Annotated in this window: 12 protein-coding genes; 5 read left to right on the top strand and 7 right to left on the bottom strand. The window is 61.7% G+C overall.

The window, feature by feature from the left end:
• Positions 1–13: 13 nt before the first annotated feature.
• Genes SM763_RS10220 through SM763_RS10210 form a run of 3 tightly spaced genes read left to right on the top strand, consistent with a single transcriptional unit; the run spans position 14 to position 4,922 of the window.
• Positions 14–1,312 (top strand): TolC family protein, encoded by a 1,299-nt coding sequence (locus SM763_RS10220; protein ID WP_425537256.1) that lies wholly within the window; start codon positions 14–16, stop codon positions 1,310–1,312.
• Entirely contained in the window at positions 1,309–3,753 is a 2,445-nt protein-coding gene (locus SM763_RS10215) for an ATP-binding cassette domain-containing protein (RefSeq protein ID WP_490363280.1), read from the top strand. The genes SM763_RS10220 and SM763_RS10215 overlap by 4 nt, the downstream gene beginning before the upstream one ends.
• On the top strand, positions 3,750–4,922 hold the full coding sequence (locus tag SM763_RS10210) for an HlyD family type I secretion periplasmic adaptor subunit (RefSeq protein WP_065272830.1): 1,173 nt from the start codon (positions 3,750–3,752) through the stop codon (positions 4,920–4,922). Before SM763_RS10215 ends, SM763_RS10210 begins: the two co-directional genes overlap by 4 nt.
• A 165-nt stretch (positions 4,923–5,087) precedes the next feature.
• Here the strand turns inward: SM763_RS10210 and SM763_RS10205 are convergent, their stop codons facing one another.
• The 5 genes from SM763_RS10205 to SM763_RS10185 all read right to left on the bottom strand — a co-directional run bounded on the left by SM763_RS10205 (position 5,088) and on the right by SM763_RS10185 (position 10,486).
• Positions 5,088–5,801, bottom strand: a complete 714-nt coding sequence (locus SM763_RS10205) for a trypsin-like serine peptidase (RefSeq protein WP_082996173.1) — start codon at positions 5,799–5,801, stop codon at positions 5,088–5,090.
• Positions 5,802–6,241: 440 nt separating this feature from the next.
• Positions 6,242–7,354 (bottom strand): ABC transporter ATP-binding protein, encoded by a 1,113-nt coding sequence (locus SM763_RS10200; protein ID WP_368998447.1) that lies wholly within the window; start codon positions 7,352–7,354, stop codon positions 6,242–6,244.
• 10 nt (positions 7,355–7,364) lie between these two features.
• Positions 7,365–8,252 (bottom strand): carbohydrate ABC transporter permease, encoded by an 888-nt coding sequence (locus SM763_RS10195; RefSeq protein WP_274830197.1) that lies wholly within the window; start codon positions 8,250–8,252, stop codon positions 7,365–7,367.
• Positions 8,245–9,117, bottom strand: a complete 873-nt coding sequence (locus SM763_RS10190) for a carbohydrate ABC transporter permease (RefSeq protein ID WP_065272826.1) — start codon at positions 9,115–9,117, stop codon at positions 8,245–8,247. Before SM763_RS10190 ends, SM763_RS10195 begins: the two co-directional genes overlap by 8 nt.
• A 112-nt stretch (positions 9,118–9,229) precedes the next feature.
• Positions 9,230–10,486, bottom strand: coding sequence for an ABC transporter substrate-binding protein (locus SM763_RS10185; RefSeq protein WP_368998446.1), 1,257 nt, complete (start codon positions 10,484–10,486; stop codon positions 9,230–9,232).
• A gap of 205 nt (positions 10,487–10,691) precedes the next feature.
• Between SM763_RS10185 and SM763_RS10180 the strand changes: the two genes are divergently transcribed.
• Together SM763_RS10180 and SM763_RS10175 are read left to right on the top strand one after the other, a co-directional pair.
• Complete coding sequence (locus SM763_RS10180) at positions 10,692–11,390, top strand: response regulator transcription factor (RefSeq protein ID WP_368998445.1); 699 nt, start codon at positions 10,692–10,694, stop codon at positions 11,388–11,390.
• 3 nt (positions 11,391–11,393) lie between these two features.
• Positions 11,394–12,824: a sensor histidine kinase gene (locus SM763_RS10175; RefSeq protein WP_368998444.1), complete on the top strand. Its 1,431-nt coding sequence runs from the start codon at positions 11,394–11,396 to the stop codon at positions 12,822–12,824.
• 2 nt (positions 12,825–12,826) lie between these two features.
• Here SM763_RS10175 and SM763_RS10170 read toward each other — a convergent pair whose 3' ends face one another.
• A complete protein-coding gene (locus SM763_RS10170; RefSeq protein WP_368998443.1) occupies positions 12,827–15,652 on the bottom strand; it encodes a Hint domain-containing protein in 2,826 nt (941 codons plus the stop codon).
• A 293-nt stretch (positions 15,653–15,945) separates the two neighbouring features.
• Positions 15,946–17,703 carry a methyl-accepting chemotaxis protein gene (locus SM763_RS10165; RefSeq protein ID WP_274839756.1) on the bottom strand — a complete coding sequence of 586 codons (1,758 nt, stop codon included), beginning with the start codon at positions 17,701–17,703 and terminating at the stop codon, positions 15,946–15,948.
• Between the last annotated feature and the right edge of the window lies 1 nt (position 17,704).

Genomic DNA, 17,704 nt, shown 5'->3' with positions numbered 1-17,704 from the left:
GGCAAAGGGCAGGATGCACTTGGGACGATCCGCTGGGATGATTGCGCTGTTGTGCAGCCTGTCGGCCTGCGCAGAGCAATCGCCGTTCCTTCTGGGCGGCGGTGACGATGCCGTTGCCGGAACCTCCAGCAATTTTGCGCAGACCGAGGGCGAGAACAGCTCCGAGGTGATTTCGGCCCTGATGCAGCGCAAGTCCCTGCTGGAACCCAACAGCGTCTATCGCCGGGTTGGGGATGCGGCGATCGAAGCGTCCTCCCGCGCCTCCGAAGCCGAGTTGATCAGCGCCAAACTGCGCGCCGAGGCAAAATCCAAGAACTGGCTGCCCACCATCGGTCCCTCTGTCAGCCTGACGGACCTTGGCGATCTGGTGGCCGGGATCCTGATCGAACAGATCCTATTCGACAATGGCCGCCGCAAGGCAGAACGCGCCTTTGCCGCCGCCGACGTCGAGGTCGCAGCGGTCAATCTGTCAATCGACATCAACACGCGGGTCCAGACTGCAGTTGGTCTATACTCTGCAGGTCTGCGCGGCGACGAAAAGGCCGCTTATCTGGACCGCGCCATCCGCCAGATGAGCGAGTTCCGCCGCATCGTGAAAGGCCGTGTCGATGGCGGGCTGAACGATCAGTCCGATCTCAACGTGGTGGACAGCAAGATCAGCGGGCTGCGCACGGCGCGGGCCACCGCGCAGGACGCCGCCGCCACCGCGCGGGCCGAGCTTCAGGCCATGACCGGTCAAAGGTTCCCGGAAAAACCTGCCCGTATGGATCTTGGTACCCCGCCGCAACAGACCGCCTTTCTGGACGTGCTGAAAGCCCAAGCCGAAGCCGATCGCGCCATTGCCGAGGCTAAGGCTGGCCGCGCGGGCCTGTTGCCGCAGATCGCTGCTGCCGGGAACGCCACCACCGATGGGTCCGGCGCCGGTCTGACCCTTGATCTGGCGACACCTCTTGGCCTTGGCACGCCTGCCGCGCTTAAGGCGCTCGAAGCCAGCAAGGAAGCCGCCCGCCGCACCATTGGCGAGGCCCAGGAAGACGCCCGCCGCACCTATTCCCGGCAGATGCAGCGTCTTGCCTCGTATATCCGGCAAGAAAGCGAAACCGCTGCCCTCGCCCGTGCCAGCCGCGAAACCTATAAGCTGTTCAAATCTCAATACGAAGCCGGTCAGCGCCCAGTGATGGAGGTCGTCTCCATCTACGAAGAGCTGATACGCCGCGAACAGGCACATATCGAAGCCAAATACGAAGTCATCCTGATCCAGCTGGAACTGTCGCGGGATATGGGTCTGTTGGCAGATGGGACTAAAATATGATCAGGTTCCCCGGAAAATTCAGAAGACCCAAGAAGGCGGCCAACGCAGAGCCCCCGGCACAGCCGGTGCCGATCTCCCCTGCTCCGGAGCTGTCTGCATCTCTGTCCCCTTCCCCCTTCACCGCCTCTGCACCGGAGCCGATGACTGTCAGCCCTGCGCTGGAACCGGCAGCCGACCCGCTGCCGCTGCACCCCGAAGACATGCAGATCGCCGCAACCGGCGCCCCTGACCCCGCGCCGTTGGGCGACACTGCTGAAGATGCGCCGCTGCAGCCGGAGATCGCCCCGGGAAATGCAGATGGTGCCGCCGAACAGGCAACCAAAGCACCGGCCGCCGGTGCTGATGAGCAGATCCGGCACCGGGCCGAGTTGATTTCCACGCTTGCCGCCCTCAAAGGCGCCGAAACTCAGACCAGCGATATTGCCAGCTTCCTCTGGCGCGACGGCAAGGGCGACACCTCGCCCAATGTTCTCGCCAAGGCGCTCGGCTCTGCAGGGCTCAAGGCCCGGCTGCAAAAGACGAAGAAAATCACCCCCGGCCTCTGGCCCGCTCTGGCGATGATGCAAGGCGGGCAATGCGTTCTGGTCCTGGAGCAGACCGGTCAGTTTCTGACCATCTATGACACCAGCTGCCCCGACAATCGCACCGAAGTACCTCTTGGCGACTTCAGCCCCTATTTCACGGGACAGGTTCTGACTGCCCGTGCCTCCGCGTCGCAAATGGCCGCACGCCATACCCCGCAGCTGGAAAACAGCCATTGGTTCTGGGGCGAATTCCCCAAATATCGCCGCCAGGTGGGCGAAATCATGCTTGGCTCGCTGGTGGCCAACGTGCTTGCCGTCTCGGTCGCGTTGTTTTCGCTGCAGGTCTATGACCGCGTCGTGCCGCACCAATCCCATGCAACGCTGTCGGTTCTCGCCATCGGCGCCTTTCTGGCCATCATGCTGGAGGCGCTTCTGAAAGTGGCCCGTGCCCGGCTGACGGATACCGCAGGCCGCCAGATCGAACTCTCGGTGCAACACAGCCTGATGCGCCGGATCATCGGCATGCGCTCGGACAAGAAGCCCCTGCCGCCCTCAGGCCTGTTTGCCGCGATGCGCGATTTCGGCTCGGTCCGTGAATTCTTCACCTCCTCGACCATCTCGACGCTGGCCGACATTCCCTTCATCGCGGTGTTCCTGCTGCTGGTTTCCTCGATCGCTGGGCCGATTGTCTGGGTGATCGTGCTGGGCGGGCTGCTGATGCTGCTGCCGGCCTATTTCATGCAGAAACGCATGATCGCCCTGACCCGTCAGACCCAAGGCGCCAATGCCAAGGCCGGGCGCCTGCTGCACGAGGTGGTGACCGAACTCGACACTCTGAAAACCCAGCGCGGCGAGGACCGGGTTCTGCGGCTCTGGGATGAACTGAACGTGCTGTCCTCCCATTCCTCGACCGAGCAGCGCCGCCTGTCCAGCGCCCTCACCTACTGGTCTCAAGGTGTGCAACAGGCCACCTATATCGTCGCCGTGGTGCTGGGCACGCTGATGGTGTTTGCCGGGGAATTCACCGTTGGCACCATCATCGCCACCGGCATCCTGACCAGCCGCACGCTGGCACCGCTGACGCAGTTTGCCGGCACGCTGGCGCGCTGGAGCAACGTCAAGGCCGCCCTCGAAGGGCTGGAGGCTATCGCCACCGCCCCCCAGGAAAACGACAGCCAGCGCAGCTATCTGCGCCGCGATACCCTCACGGGCCGGTTCGACCTGCGCGAAGTGGTATTCCGCTACGATCCCGATGCCGCTCCGACGCTGGACGTGCCCGCCGTGGCGATCCTGCCCGGCCAACGTGTCGCCATCCTTGGCGTCAACGGCTCCGGCAAATCCACTCTGCTAAAGCTGCTGTCCGGTCTTTACGCACCTGAAAAAGGCCGCGTGATGGTCGATGGCACCGACATCAGCCAGATCGACCCGCGCGATCTACGCCGCAACATCGGCTATCTCAGCCAGGATGTGCGCCTGATGGCTGGCACCCTGCGCGACAACCTAAACCTTGGCCAGCTGGAACGCGACGACAGCCGCCTGATGGAGGCCCTGGATTTCGCCGGACTCGGCGCCTTTGTGCGCAGCCACCACAAGGGGCTGGATCTGGAAATCGGCGATGGTGGCGGCGGTCTGTCGATCGGCCAGCGCCAGTCCATCGGATGGGCACGCCTGTGGCTGCAAAACCCTGCGGTTGTCCTGCTGGATGAACCGACGGCGGCGCTGGACCAGACGCTGGAGCGCACCATGGTCAGCCGCCTGGAAAGCTGGCTGGAGGGCCGCACAGCAGTCATTGCGACCCACCGGATGCCGATCCTGTCGCTGACCAACCGGACCCTGATCCTGCAGGCCGGGCGCATGGTCGTGGACGGCCCCCGCGATCAAGTACTTGCCCATCTTGCGGCGGGAGATAAGAAATGACAGCCACCAGCCACTTTGACCTGATGGAAAGCTCGCGCAGTTCAAGCCGGATCATTCATCTGGTTGGAGCGGCGTTGGTGATCTTCCTCACCTGGGCGGCCTTTGCCTCGGTCGATGAAATCGTACGCAGTGAAGGCCAGGTCGTATCCTCATCCCGGGCGCAGATCGTACAGAACCTCGAAGGCGGCATTCTGGGCGAATTGTTCGTCCGCCAGGGCGACGTGGTGCAGGCCGGTCAGGTGCTGGGGAAGCTGCAGGACACAAAATTCCGTGCTGCCGCTGACGAACTGCAGGAGCAGATCGACGCGCTGGAGATCAAGCAATACCGGCTTGAGGCAGAGATGAGTGGCGCTTTTGAGTTCAATGTCCCGGCCCATCTGACCCAGCGATCTCCTGAGATTCTGGCCTCTGAACGCGCGCTGCTGAAGGCGCGCCAGACGGATTTCAACAGCCGCCGGGAAAGCGCGCATGCCATCATGACCCAGCTGAACGAGGAGCTGGAGAACCTCAAACGGCTCTACAAAACCAACATCGTGGCCCTGACCGAGGTCAACAAGGCGCAGAAATCGGCCACCGATGCCGCGGCCAAATACAATGAAATCGGCACCCAGAACGAGCTGGACCTGGCCGAGGAATACTCCGAAGCCCTGCGTAAGCTGGCCTCGCTGCGCCAGGAGCTGCGTCTGGCGCAGGACCAGCTGAACCGGACCATCATCACCGCGCCGATGTCGGGCATCGTCAACAGCCTGGCTGTGACCACCATCGGCGGCGTGGTGCGCCCCGGTGAAGAGATTTTCGAGATCATCCCACTGGGTGAAGAGCTGTTCGTCGAAGCCCGTGTGAACCCCAAGGACATCGCCAGCGTGCAACCCGGCCAGGACGCCACGATCAAACTGTCGGCCTATGACTATACGATCTATGGCGCGCTGAAGGGGAAAGTGGATTTTGTTTCGGCGGATACCTTCGAGGATGATCGCAACCCGCGGGCAGAACCGTTTTACCGGGTGACTGTACGGGTCGACAGATCCGGCTTCACCCAGCGCCAGCAATCCATCGAGATCCGCCCCGGCATGCGCGCAACGGCAGAACTTCAGACCGGCTCCAAGACTGTGCTGAATTACCTTCTCAAACCGCTCTACAAATCACGTGAAGCGTTTCGCGAGCCCTGAGACTACGGCGCCTTACCGCGCATATCTTTATGGATCAAATATTTCGGGACCATCTGTCCCATAGGTGACCTGCCCTAGCCGGTCTTCCCTCTGCGCAAGTCCCGACCTCGTTCTGCAGGCGGGCATACGCGAAATTTCTTTTCGCGTGCAGGCACGGTTTCCGGATCAACCGGCCCGTTGCATCAAAGTCCGCAGCGTGCCGTCCAGAACCGAGCCGAGGGACACCCGTCTGGATCCGATGGCCGCCTTTGATGAAATCACCGACACCAGTCGTGGCGCGTGACCTGCGGTAACCTCGAACACCGGAGAGCCTGAGGCGCCGTAATCAACCCGGCAGGACATCACCAACGTCTGGTGCTGTTTCGCCAGCACCTGGCATCCACGCTCAAGATTGGGTCTGGTCGCCCGGGTATGCGAATAGGACAGAACCCCGACCACGTCCCCCCGGTCGGCATGCCACGACAGGTCCAGAGGCCGGATTTCGCGGGCACTGATCGGGCTATTGAGCCGCAGCACCGCCAGATCGCTGCCGATCTGCGCCACGCCGCCGTTGCCGGTCCGGTAACCCGGATGCAGAACCGCCTTGGTTACAGTTCGCGACGCCTTCACCCGTTGTCCGTTCAGGCCAGCTTCAAACTTGATTGTCCTGGGGTCTACCCTGCGCCCTGTTGACGGATCGAACAGGCAATGGGCCGCCGTCAGCACAAGGTTATTCGCAATTAGGGATCCGGTGCACATATTTCGCCCGGCAATATTGAGACGGCCTACGGCCTCCCAGCCCGGCATCGAATTGACGCTTGGACGAAGCTCATCGGCTTCGGCGCCGCCGGACAGCCCGAAAGACAGGCAGACCGCCGCTATCGCAGCTCTTAGTCTCATTGTCATCCACTCCACTTTCCACACCTGCATCCTGTTGGAGGCCTGCGGCTGGAATGCGGCTCAATCTTGCGTGGACTGGACGAAATGATGGACAGAATATGACGCGGTAAACAAACCCTTAACCCCTCGGCTTTTCCCTCTTCAGCATGAACAATTCCTTTGGAAAAGCCTAACAAAGCTTGCGGATTGTCCGAAAATTTTAGTCAAACGCCCAAAAAATATGAGTGAATTCTTCGTCTATAGGGCGTGAAATAAGGGGTTGGGAGGAAACTTCTTGTCAATAAAGTCCCGAATCCGGGGGTGAATCGCGGGGAATGTGGCGAATCTTGGCCCGCTTCCACCCCGTTTAACGGGCCAGGTTCAGGCGGTCGTGCCACGCCCCCGCCGCATTGCGTTAAGATATCGCAACATGGACCGGCGGGAGGCGCTGCAGGGAAAAATCAACCGAGGCGAGCACCAGTCTGCGGATCGAACAGCACCGCCCGCTCCAGGCTGATGGCAAAGTCCATGGTGCCCTCAAGGATCATGGCGTAACCGGACGTCCCGCGCGCCAGCACTTCCTGCCCGTTCCAGGCCAGAACACACAGCGTGTCGGCACCGGTCGCTTCGGTCACGTCGATCTCGCAGGGCACCACCTGTCCCGCGGCCGCGACGGATGATTGGCTGATCATCTCGGGACGCAGCCCCAGAACCAGTTTCTGCCCCATCCGCCCTTCAAGCTGCGCCGCATGGGCGGAAAGGTCCAAGAGAACAGTCTGGTCCGCACCTTGTGCCCGCACGGTGATTTCCGCCACCGGACCGCGGTCCGAAGGCTGCGGCACCACCTCGATGAAGTTCATCGGCGGCGAGCCGACCAGTCCGGCCACGAACATATTCGCAGGCTGCTCATAAATCTCGGCCGGGCTGGCCAGCTGCTGCACCTCACCGTCCTTCAGGATGGCAATCCGGTCGGCAAGGGTCAGCGCCTCGATCTGGTCGTGGGTGACATAGACCATGGTGGCGTTCAGCCGCTTGTGCAGGCGCTTGATCTCGGTGCGCATCTCAAGCCGCAGCTTGGCATCCAGATTGCTGAGCGGTTCATCAAACAGAAACACCTCGGGATCGCGCACCAGAGCCCGGCCCATGGCAACCCGCTGCCGCTGACCGCCGGATAGCTGACCGGGTTTGCGGTCCAGCAGGTGATCCATCTGCAGCATCTTCGCGACCTCCAACACCCGCTCCTTGCGCTCAGCCTTGGGCATGCCGCGCATCTCAAGTCCAAAGGCGATGTTCTGTGCCACTGTCATGGTCGGGTAAAGCGCGTAGGACTGGAACACCATGGCGATGTCGCGGTCCTTGGGGTGCACATCGTTGACCACGCGCCCGCCGATGCTGATTTCGCCCTCAGTCACGCTTTCCAGCCCGGCGATCATGTTCAGCAGCGTGGATTTCCCGCAGCCCGAGGCACCAAGCAGCACAAGAAACTCTCCATCCTGAAGATCGATCGACACGCCTTTCAGGACTTCGACCGTGCCGTACCGCTTGACCGCGTTGTTGATTGTCAGAGACGCCATGTGACTATCCTCATCCTTTGACCGAGCCAGCGGTAAGTCCGCGCACGAAGTAGCGGCCCGCGACGATATATACGAAAAGCGTGGGAGCTGCGGTGATCAGCGCCGCCGCCATGTCCACATTGTATTGTTTGACCCCGGTGGTGGTGTTCACCAGGTTGTTCAGCGCCACGGTGACGGGCTGTGCGCCGCCGGTGGTAAAGCTGGCCCCGAACAGGAAGTCGTTCCAGATCTGGGTGAATTGCCAGATCACCGAGACCACGATGATCGGCGGCGACAGCGGCAGAATGATCCGCCAGAAGATGGTGAAGAACCCGGCTCCGTCGATGGTGGCCGCACGCACCAGCTCATCCGGGATGGTGACATAATAATTGCGGAAGAACAGCGTGGTGAAGGCCAGGCCATAGACCGAATGCACCAGGATCAGCCCGTAGACCGTATTGGTGATGCCAAGCCGCCCCAGCGTCTGCGCCATCGGCAGGATCACCACCTGAAACGGCACGAAACAGCCGAACAGGATCAGGGCAAACACCAGATTGGCGCCGCGAAAGCGGAACTTGGTCAGGGCAAATCCGGTCAGCGCCCCCAAGAGGGTCGAAATCGCCACCGCAGGCAGGGCCATCCGCACGGAGTTCCAGAAATAGGGTTCAAGCCCGGTGCATTCTACGCCGATGCAGGCCTCGCTCCAGGCGTGGCGCCAAGCGGTAAAGTTCAACTCGTGCGGCAGGGCCAGCAGTGATCCGCTGCGGATCTCTTCCAGCTCTTTCATCGAGGTACCAACCACCACATAGGCAGGCAGCAGAAACCAGACAGCGAACAGGATCAGCACGGCCCAGAGAAGCCCTCGCAGCAGCATCTGCTGGCCGGGCCGGGCCGTGGACAGGCTCAGGTGATCAGACATGTTTCTTGCCTCGCAGCTCGGAGTAGAGATAGGGCACCATGATCGCGGCAACCGTTGCCAGCATCACCATGGCCGAAGCCGCGCCGACCCCGATCTCGTTGCGGCGGAATGTCATTTCGTACATGAAGTTGGCCGGAAGGGTGGAGGCGTAGCCCGGCCCGCCCCCGGTCAGCGACACAACCAGATCAAAGCTCTTGATCGCCAGATGCGCCAGGATCACCACCGCGCTCATGAAAACAGGGCGCATCGAGGGCAGGATGATGCGCAGGTAGATCTGCCAGGGAGAAGCGCCATCAAGGCTGGCCGCCTTGATAATGTCCTGATCGACGCTGCGCAGGGCAGACAGGAACAGGGCCATCACGAAACCGGCGCTTTGCCAGACGGCGGCCATTACCAGCGCGTAGACCGCAAGGTTCTCATCGACGATCCAGCCGAACCGGAAACTCTCCCAGCCCCAACTGCGCACCACGGTTTCCAGCCCCAGCGAGGGGTTCATGATCCATTTCCAGGCAGTACCGGTGATGATGAAGGAAATCGCCATCGGATACAGGTAGATCGTGCGGATGAACCCTTCGGCGCGGATCTTCTGGTCCAGCAATACCGCCAGAAGGCAGCCGATGACGATGGCCGCGATGATGAAAAGGGCGCCAAAAACGAACAGGTTGTCGATGGCCACCGACCAGCGGTCCATCTGGAACAGCCGTTCGTACTGGCGGACCCCGGTCAGGGTATAATTCGGCAGCATCTTCGATTTGGTCAGCGACATATAGCCGGTCCAAAGGATGAAGCCGTAGACAAAGAACAGGATCGCCGCAAACCCCGGCGCCACAACAATCTGCGGCAAGAGGCGTGCCAAACGGTCCATCACAGTGGCAGAGGGACGGGTCACAACGGAATTCTTTCGCTAGACTGCGGGAGGTGACGCTGCGCGGCCCAGTTTTGTCGGGGCCGCGCAGCAGATCATGCAGCGCAGTGGCTTACATCGCCAGCTTGATGGCTTTCACCAGCTTTTCGGTCGCCTCGGTTGAGGACATGTCCGAATTGAAATGCGCGGTCACCACGTCGATGAAGGCACCGCGGATGGCGCCGGCCTGCGCAATTTCATGCGCCATAGAGCCCATCAGCGTGCCGCCTTCGGCCGCCGAGACCATGTCGTCCATGGATTTGATCGCGCAGGCATCGAATTCGCCACGCGGCACATCGGTGCGGGCCGGGATCGATCCTTTGTAAAGGTTGAAGGTCTCTTGGAAGTCGGTGCCGAGGATCAGCTCAGCCAGCAGCGCCTGCCCTTCGACGTTGTCGTCACCGCTGACGTTGAACATGGCAAAGCTGTCAGAGTTCAGAAGGTAACCGCCATCGGACGGGGTCGACGCGCAGATGTAATCCTTGCCCGGCTCCAGCCCCGCAGCGGCGAATTCGCCCTTGGCCCAGTCGCCCATGATCTGCATCGCAGCCTCGCCGCGCATCACCATGGCTGTCGCCAGGTTCCAGTCGCGACCCGGGAAATCGGGATCCACGTAACCGCGCATCTTGCGCATCTGGTCGAACACCTTGACCATCGTGTCCGATCCCAGCGCCTCCATATCGAGATCAACCAGCGCCTTTTGGTAGAAATCAATGCCGCCGACGCCCAGAACCACGGTTTCGAAGACCGTCGCATCCTGCCAGGGTTGACCGCCATGGGCCAGCGGAATGATCCCAGCAGCCTTCAGCTTTTCTGCGGTCTCGTTGAATTCATCCCAGGTGGTGGGCACATCGGCGCCGACCTTGGCCAGAACCTCGGGGTTGGCCCAGATCCAATCGACCCGGTGCACGTTGACCGGCACGGCCACGTACTGACCATCATATTTGACGATGTTCTGGATGGTTTCGGGCAGCACCTTGTCCCAGTTCTGCGCTTCGGCAACAGCGTTGAGATCGCCAAGCGCGCCTGCCTCAGCCCATTCCTGAATGTTCGGGCCCTTGATCTGCACCGCTGCCGGAGGATCGCCTGCCAGCACGCGGGCGCGCAGCACTGCAGCCTGCGCATCACCGCCACCGGCTGCAACCGGCGCATCCACCCAGGTGCCACCGCGCGCCTTGAAAGCTTCCTGAAGCGCCTGAACCGCCTTTGCCTCACCTCCGGATGTCCAGTAATGCAGCACCTCGGCCTTGGGTTCAGCCATCGCGGGCGCGGCAACGGTCACGGCCAGCATCGAAACAGCGCCCAAAAGCGCCTTTGCAACTGTTTTCATAATATCCTCCCAGATCGTGCCTGTCTCCTCAGGCACCTGATGGCTCACTCTACCGGACCTTGTGCCCGCGCGGTCCATTCAATTTGTTGCGATTTGTTGCGTTCTTCCACACAGTCAGGACCGATACGATACAAACTGTTACATACCCTGCCGTTGGTCCCGCTATGATGGTGGCTCCGACATACGACCAAGGATACCCTGCCCCGTGCCCCGCGTGCATATCGTCGAAGATGACAGCGAGATTTCCGATCTTCTGTCCACCTATCTCTCAGGCCGCGGTTTTGACTGCTGCGTCTCTGCCTCCGCCGAAGCCGCGCAAGAACTGGCGCCGCAGGAGTTCGACATCTACGTGATCGATGTCATGCTGCCGGGACAGGACGGGCTGTCGCTGTGCCGCTGGCTGCGCGAACGATCCGAGGTGCCGGTGATCATCCTTTCGGCCATAAAAGGCGACACCGAACGCATCATCGGGCTGGAGCTGGGCGCAGACGACTATCTGGAAAAACCGTTCAATCCGCGCGAGCTGCTGGCGCGGATGAACGCGCTCCTGAGGCGCAGCAAGGGACCCGGCGAGCGTAGCATGCTCACGGGACAGGTGCGGTTTTCCGGCTGGATGCTGGATTGCGCGCGGCAGAAGCTGCACAGCCCCGCGGGCATGCTGGTGCCGCTCAGCTCGACCGAGTACCAGCTGATCACGGCGCTGATTTCCGCCCTGCCCGATCCGGTGTCGCGCGATGTGATCGGCCGCGACATCTTTGGTGTCGAGCTTGGCCCCGAGGACCGGCGCGTCGATATCCTGATCAGCCGCTTGCGCAAGAAACTCTCGGCCGCGGCGCCGGACGCGGATTTCATCAAGACCGTGCGCAACCGGGGTTATCAGTTCTCGGCGCCGGTCAGCGGCTGACGGATGCGGCTGCGCTCCCTCCTGATCCAGGGTCTGGGGCAATTGCCCGGATCGCTGGCCCAGCGCCTGCCGCTGTTGGTGGCGCTGTCCTTTGTGGCCGGGATCGTGGTGGCGGGCTGGACCTCTTACCGCATCTTTGACCGCCGCGCCGCACTGCTGATCGCCGAAACCTCGGGGCCTGCGATGCTGCAGATCCTGCGGCAGGCAAGTGGGTCCGATGGTGCAGCGTCGGGCACGTTGCCGCCCTATGAATGGCAGCGCACGCCCAGCGGCTTTACCGCCGAGGCCGCCCATACGGTGCCGCTGATCCTGATCCTCGATGGTCACCGCCTGCGTGCCGCAGCTGTGTTCGACACGCCGCCGAAACTGCCGGACATCCTGCGCGCGGCCAGTGAACCGCAATCGCCCGAACGGCGTCTGGGCGACCTCTCGCGCGCGATCACCCGTCAGGACAGCGGCGCCACCCTGTCGCTGTTCCAATCTGACGGAACGGTGCTGTCGATTGCCGCCCCCAGCCTGTGGCGTCCGCGTCTGGAAGAAACCAAGGTGGCGCTGATCGGGCTTGCGGGTTTCCTCTTGGGCATGGCCGCCATCATCCCGCTGGCGCTGAACCTTGCGGCGCCCTTCCGGCTTTTGGCCCGGCGCGATCCAGCAAAGCTGCCGCCACTGGCTTCAAGTGAGGCCATTCAGGTACGCGACCGCATTGATCTGCTGAAGGAACGCTTTGCCGAGGAGCAGGCTCAGAAGGTGCGCGGACTGGCGGCGATTTCACACGATCTGCGCACGCCCGTCACCCGGTTGCGCCTGCGCAGCGAGCTCTTGGAGGATGAAGAGCTGCACCAGCGCTTCAGCGCCGATCTGGACGAGATTTCCGGCATCATCGACGGTGCCCTTGATCTGCTGAGCATCCGCCACCAAAGCGAGCAGAGCCACCAGTTCGCGCTCTCCAGCCTTGTCGAAAGCCTGGTGGATGATTACCGCGACACCGGGCGTGCGGTGCGGTTTCTAGGTCAGCCCCCCCTGCGTCTGCCGGGGGTTCCCACCGTCTTTGGCCGCAGCGCTCCGGTGGACATATACACCGGCGGGCAAAGCCTGATGCAAGGGCAGCCGGACAAGCTGCGCCGCGCGCTCAGCAATCTGATCGACAACGGGCTGACCTATGGCACCGAGGTCTCGGTGTCGATTTCGGGAGCCGGATCCGAGGCGCTTGACGTCATTGTCGAGGACGACGGGCCGGGCATCCCGCCGGACCGGATTGCCGCCATGCTGCGCCCGTTTTCCCGCGGGCATATCGGCGGTGGCGGCGTTGGGCTGGGACTGGCGATTGCCCAGGAAATCGCCGAGCTGCACAATGGGGAGCTTTTCGTCGAGAATACCCGGACCGGGCTAAAGGCAACCCTGCGACTGATGCGGGGACCAGTCCTGCCAGAGTGACATCAGGCGGCTGGCAGGTGTTGCAGGTCCCGCCTCTTCAGAGACTGGCGTGCCAGATCTCCATAACCGGTGCGAACATATCCGCGGCCCTCTTCACCCGTCAGCCCGTGCACGGCGGCCAGTTCAGGGAAGAGATAGAGCAGTTCGCGCAGATCCTCGGCAGAGAGCCCGCGGATCGCTTCGGGGCCAGGCCAGAAGGTTTCGGTCGCGATGCCTTCGGCAAAGATCACCTCGTGCCGCTCGGTCATCAAATGCACATAGGTGACCGGTCCCGTCACCTCTGAGAGCTGGCCGCAATTCTCGTCGACCTCCGCCAGCAATTTCGCCGACAGGAAGCTTTCGCCAAACGGTGTCTCCTGGCCAAAGGTGCGGCGGTTGACCAGCAGGCGGTGTTGCGGCGACAGCAGCATCGGCCGCTCTGGCCGCAGCAAGCCATCCGGGCGCAGGCAATAAGGGCGCAACTCCGGTCGCAGCGCCAGTTCGGCCGGGCTCAGCTCCCGTTTGCCAACCCAGATCACCGGCTGGAAACCGTTGTCGGCGGTCTGCAGCAGATCGCCCACCCGGATCCGTCCTGCAGGCACAGCGCCGCGGCTGGTGGCCAGCAGGACATCGGGCGTGAAACAGGGAATGCCCGCCGACATCAGCTGGGCATGGGTTGAAATAGCCCCGGGAGCAACGCCGCTCAGCACCAGTTTCTCACCGCCCGGAAAAGACAAAAGCGCGTTGCCGAACCCATCATCCGTGACGGTGACATCAATCGTGCGGATGGCCCCATCCGGCCCGGTGCCACCGGTCAGCTCAGAGACATCAAGCTGGTCGTTGAAGAACGAGTCGCTGTCATCGTCCCCCATGTCGAAGTCGCCAATGGTATCGACGCCGCCCGAGGTGGTCAGCACCATCTGGTCATAGCCGGCGCCGCTGGTGATGGAATCATCCCCGGCACCCATCTTGATGGTGTCATCGCCCGCGCCGGAATCGATCTTCACGCCGCTGGCATCCGCCGAAGCATCAACCACATCGGCCTGATCCGTCAGGGTCAGCGCTTCGATCTCGGAAAAGGTAATCGTGTCGGCGCCGTCGGTAATCGTCCCGGCTTCATTGCCGGTGTAGGTGACCGAAACGCCCGTAGTGACAGCCGACATATCGACTGTGTCGTAGTCAACCCCGGCCTCGCCGCCCGTGAGGGTGTCATTGCCAAAGCCGTCGGACATCTGAAAGACATCCGCATCGGCCTCACCGAACATCATGTCATCCCCGGCGCCACCTACAAGCAGGTCGTTGTGGTTGCCACCGTACATCGTATCGTTGCCGTCGCCGCCTTCCAGCGTATCGTTGCCATCGGTTGCAACAATGCTGTCGTTGCCGACGCCGCCGACAAGACTGTCATCCCCGGCCGAGTTCTTGAGCGTATCGTCGCCCTCGCCGCCGATCAGCGTGTCATTGCCAAGACCCGTGGTCAGGTAGTCGTTGCCAAGACCGCCTTCGATGTAGTCGTCGCCATCACCACCCGCGATCGTATCCGCGCCATCGCCACCGATCAGCGTGTCGTTGCCGGTGCCGCCATCCATGGAATCGTCACCGGTACCACCGTCAAGGCTGTCGTTGTCATTGCCACCATAAAGGGTGTCGTTGCCCTCTCCGCCTTCCAAGGTATCGTTGCCATCGGTCGCAACGATGCTGTCGTTGCCAACGCCGCCGACAAGGCTGTCATCCCCGGCCGAGTTCTTAAGCGTGTCATCGCCTTCGCCACCGATCAGCGTGTCATTGCCGATCCCGGTCGTCATGTAATCGTTGCCAAGACCACCTTCGATATAGTCGTCGCCATCGCCACCGGCCAGCGTATCCGCACCATCCCCGCCGATCAGAGTGTCGTTGCCGATCCCACCTTCCATGAAATCGTTGCCAGCCCCGCCATCAAGCCTGTCATGTCCTTCCTCCCCGAACAGGGAGTCATCCCCCCCCTGGCCAAGGACCACATCGTTACCATCACCTGCCAGAACCGTGTCATTGCCTTGTTCGATGGTGGTGACGACGGCATCGTCGATCACATCACCCGATAGTGTGAAACCGGCCAGGCCGTCGCGCGTTTGCAGGGTGAACTCGATCGAGGAACGGTCTTCGAATCCGGCCGAGAACCAGGCGTCCTGATCGGTGTAATCGTTCAGCTCAGTCCCGGTCGCGGTGACCATATTTCCATCGATCGCGGTGTTGAGCGAGGAATCCGCCGACACCCCGAAGGAGGTGAAGCTGTTGCCATCAATGATGACCGCCTCGGCATCGCCCGCGTAGCTGTTGTCATCCACATCGTTGAATGTCGCAGTCGAATTCAGGTAGATCGGGTCGCCGGTTACCGGGTCAAAGAATTCCAGGCGGAAGGTCGCCCGGTCCCCCGGCTGATCACCGTCCAGCAAGACCTCTGCGCCCTCTGCATAGCCGAATTCGACCCACATGTTCGGGTTGGATTTCTCGACCAGAACCAACCTACCCCAGACCGTGCTGCCGTCCTCCAGGGTTGCGATGTCGCTGAAAACGGCGTTGTCGCCAGAAGAACCGGTCCAGCCATCGTGAGACACGCTTTGAAGGTTGCTGAGCTTCAGCTCCAACGGGCTGGCATCGATGCCCTGGTCGAAACCGTCACCCATGTCGCCAAAGATAATATCGTCGCCGCCACCGCCGTCGATGACATCATCACCCTCTTCACCGGCGACCGTATCGTCACCGAGATCGGCACTCAGTGTGTCATCGCCGGTGGTGCCGCCCATGTGGTCGTTGCCCTTACTGCCGGCAAGGGATGCAACGAGGTCGGATAACCAGTCTGGTTCAGCCATGGTGTTTTCTCATTCTCATGCGGTTCGGGTCAGAGGCAGTACAGGAAACGGTTTACAAAGGTCCGCAGTAGCACCAGCGGCAACATCTACAGACATGTCGGTAAAAAAACGTAAATCAGCGCCAAGGTCTTTGTATTCGGCTCAGTATCCATCGGCACTGCGTAGGGGCAGATCCAGCTCATCTCAGGTTCTGAGATGCCGCTTGCGGCGCCTCCCCGAAATACACACCCCGACAGCCTGCGCAGCTGCCGGGGTGTCTCGCTTTAACAAGGCTCGCATCGCCAAGCCGACGCTCAGGCCGCTTGCTGTTCCGCGTCCGAAGTGCCCGCAAAACGCTGCAACAGGTCGGTCAGACGCGAGGATTCGCTCTGCATTTTCTGGCTTGCCCCGATCGTTTCGTGGACCATGGCCGCGTTCTGCTGCGTGACCTGATCCAGCTGTGCAACGCCGACGTTGATCTCCTGCAGGCCCGAGGCCTGTTCGGTGGCAGAGGAGGCGATGGAGGACACCAGCTCAGAAACCTCGGTGACGCTCTTGACGATCTCGCTCAGCGTGTCACCGGTTGCCTCTACCAGGCGTTCGCCCTCTGCAACCTGCTTAGCGCTGCTGCCGACGAGTTCCTTGATATCATTGGCCGATTTGGCCGCCAGATGGGCCAGGCCGCGCACCTCGGAGGCGACAACAGCGAAACCGCGGCCCGCTTCACCCGCCCGCGCAGCCTCGACGCCAGCGTTGAGCGCAAGCAGGCTGGTCTGGAAGGCGATATCGTCGATGACGGTGATGATCTTGGTGATGCTTTCCGAGGTTTCCGCGATCGAGCTCATCGCCGCCTTGGCCTCCTGCATCACCTGACCACCGCTTTCGGCGCGGGTGCGCCCGGCCTTGGCCTGCTGATCAGCAGCCTGTGCCTGTTCTGCAGCCGACTGTACGCTGGCCGACAGCTGCTCCAACGCGGCAGCGGATTCTTCCAGAGTAGCGGCTTGGGTTTCGGCACGCTGGGACATTTCATCGGACATCGAGGACAGGCTGCGGGCGTTCTGATCCACAGCGCCGGCACTGATCCGCAATTCCTCGACAAGATCGCCCAGCGCCGAGGCCAGATCGTTGAAGTCGATGCACAGCATTTCATAACTTTCACCCAGATCGACCCAGTCGCCAGAGGGAATGCGCTGCTGCATGTCACCCCCCTTCAGTCGCGCCATCGACGAACTGAGGATCTGGAACAATTCCACCCGGCGTGCATTCTCGTGCTGGTTTTTCTGCTCGGTCACCTGCGCTTCGGCAAGCCGGTCACGCAGCCCGGCAAGATTGCGGGCAATCTCCCCGACTTCATCGCCGCGATGCGTATCCGCGATTTCGCTGCTGTAATCCTCGTCCATCAGCCGCTTCACCGCACGAGCGGCTTCGACGATGGGACGACTAAGAAGCACACCGAACACCAGCGCCATGAACAGAGCACCGGCCATAGCGGCAACACTGATACCGAGCTGCAAAAGCCGACTGCGCTCAATCAGTTGAGTGATTTCGGCTTCGACCGCCTGTGTGCGCTCACCCATCGTGTCCTGCAGGCCATTCACGGTATCACGCAGGAGGGCAATGGCCGGAACGATCTCGGCATAGGCCAGATCCCGCCGTTCTTCGGGTGCAGCCCGTTCAAGAGCCGCGGTCGTTGCGGCAAAGCTGTCCAAGGTCGGCGTCAGAGTCATCACGGTCTTGAAGACATCCGGTTGCCGTGCGCTGGCGATGGAAACATCGACGAAACGACCTTTGGCGGCTTCGACTTCGGCAACGACCTCTTCGATGTTGCCGCGCAGACCGGCCAGACCGGCATTATCGCCGCCGGTATAGGCCAGAAGATCGGCCAGCCCCTGTTCGATATCTTCTTTCATGTCGTCCAGGCTTTTCAGCTGAGCGACCACGAGGCGGGATTGATAGATACTTTCGGTGAGACGGTTACTTACGAGCCAGGATGTCACGGCAATGGCCGCAAGCATGGCAACAAAGGTGCCGCCCAATAAGAAAACCTGAGTGCGCAGAGAGAAACGGTGCATA

It is taken from the genome of Pseudophaeobacter sp. C1-32P7 (genome assembly GCF_041008775.1).
GTDB lineage: Bacteria > Pseudomonadota > Alphaproteobacteria > Rhodobacterales > Rhodobacteraceae > Phycobacter > Phycobacter gallaeciensis_A.
This window is presented reverse-complemented; position numbering and strand designations above follow the sequence as displayed.

Bases quoted from the DNA above. Each gene is read 5' to 3' on its own strand.
- SM763_RS10190 (WP_065272826.1), bottom strand. From the start codon at position 9,117: ATGGACCGTTTGGCACGCCTCTTGCCGCAGATTGTTGTGGCGCCGGGG.
- SM763_RS10195 (WP_274830197.1), bottom strand. From the start codon at position 8,252: ATGTCTGATCACCTGAGCCTGTCCACGGCCCGGCCCGGCCAGCAGATG.
- SM763_RS10185 (WP_368998446.1), bottom strand. From the start codon at position 10,486: ATGAAAACAGTTGCAAAGGCGCTTTTGGGCGCTGTTTCGATGCTGGCC.
- SM763_RS10170 (WP_368998443.1), bottom strand. From the start codon at position 15,652: ATGGCTGAACCAGACTGGTTATCCGACCTCGTTGCATCCCTTGCCGGC.
- SM763_RS10200 (WP_368998447.1), bottom strand. From the start codon at position 7,354: ATGGCGTCTCTGACAATCAACAACGCGGTCAAGCGGTACGGCACGGTC.
- SM763_RS10210 (WP_065272830.1), top strand. From the start codon at position 3,750: ATGACAGCCACCAGCCACTTTGACCTGATGGAAAGCTCGCGCAGTTCA.
- SM763_RS10215 (WP_490363280.1), top strand. From the start codon at position 1,309: ATGATCAGGTTCCCCGGAAAATTCAGAAGACCCAAGAAGGCGGCCAAC.
- SM763_RS10175 (WP_368998444.1), top strand. From the start codon at position 11,394: ATGCGGCTGCGCTCCCTCCTGATCCAGGGTCTGGGGCAATTGCCCGGA.
- SM763_RS10220 (WP_425537256.1), top strand. From the start codon at position 14: ATGCACTTGGGACGATCCGCTGGGATGATTGCGCTGTTGTGCAGCCTG.
- SM763_RS10205 (WP_082996173.1), bottom strand. From the start codon at position 5,801: ATGAGACTAAGAGCTGCGATAGCGGCGGTCTGCCTGTCTTTCGGGCTG.
- SM763_RS10165 (WP_274839756.1), bottom strand. From the start codon at position 17,703: ATGCACCGTTTCTCTCTGCGCACTCAGGTTTTCTTATTGGGCGGCACC.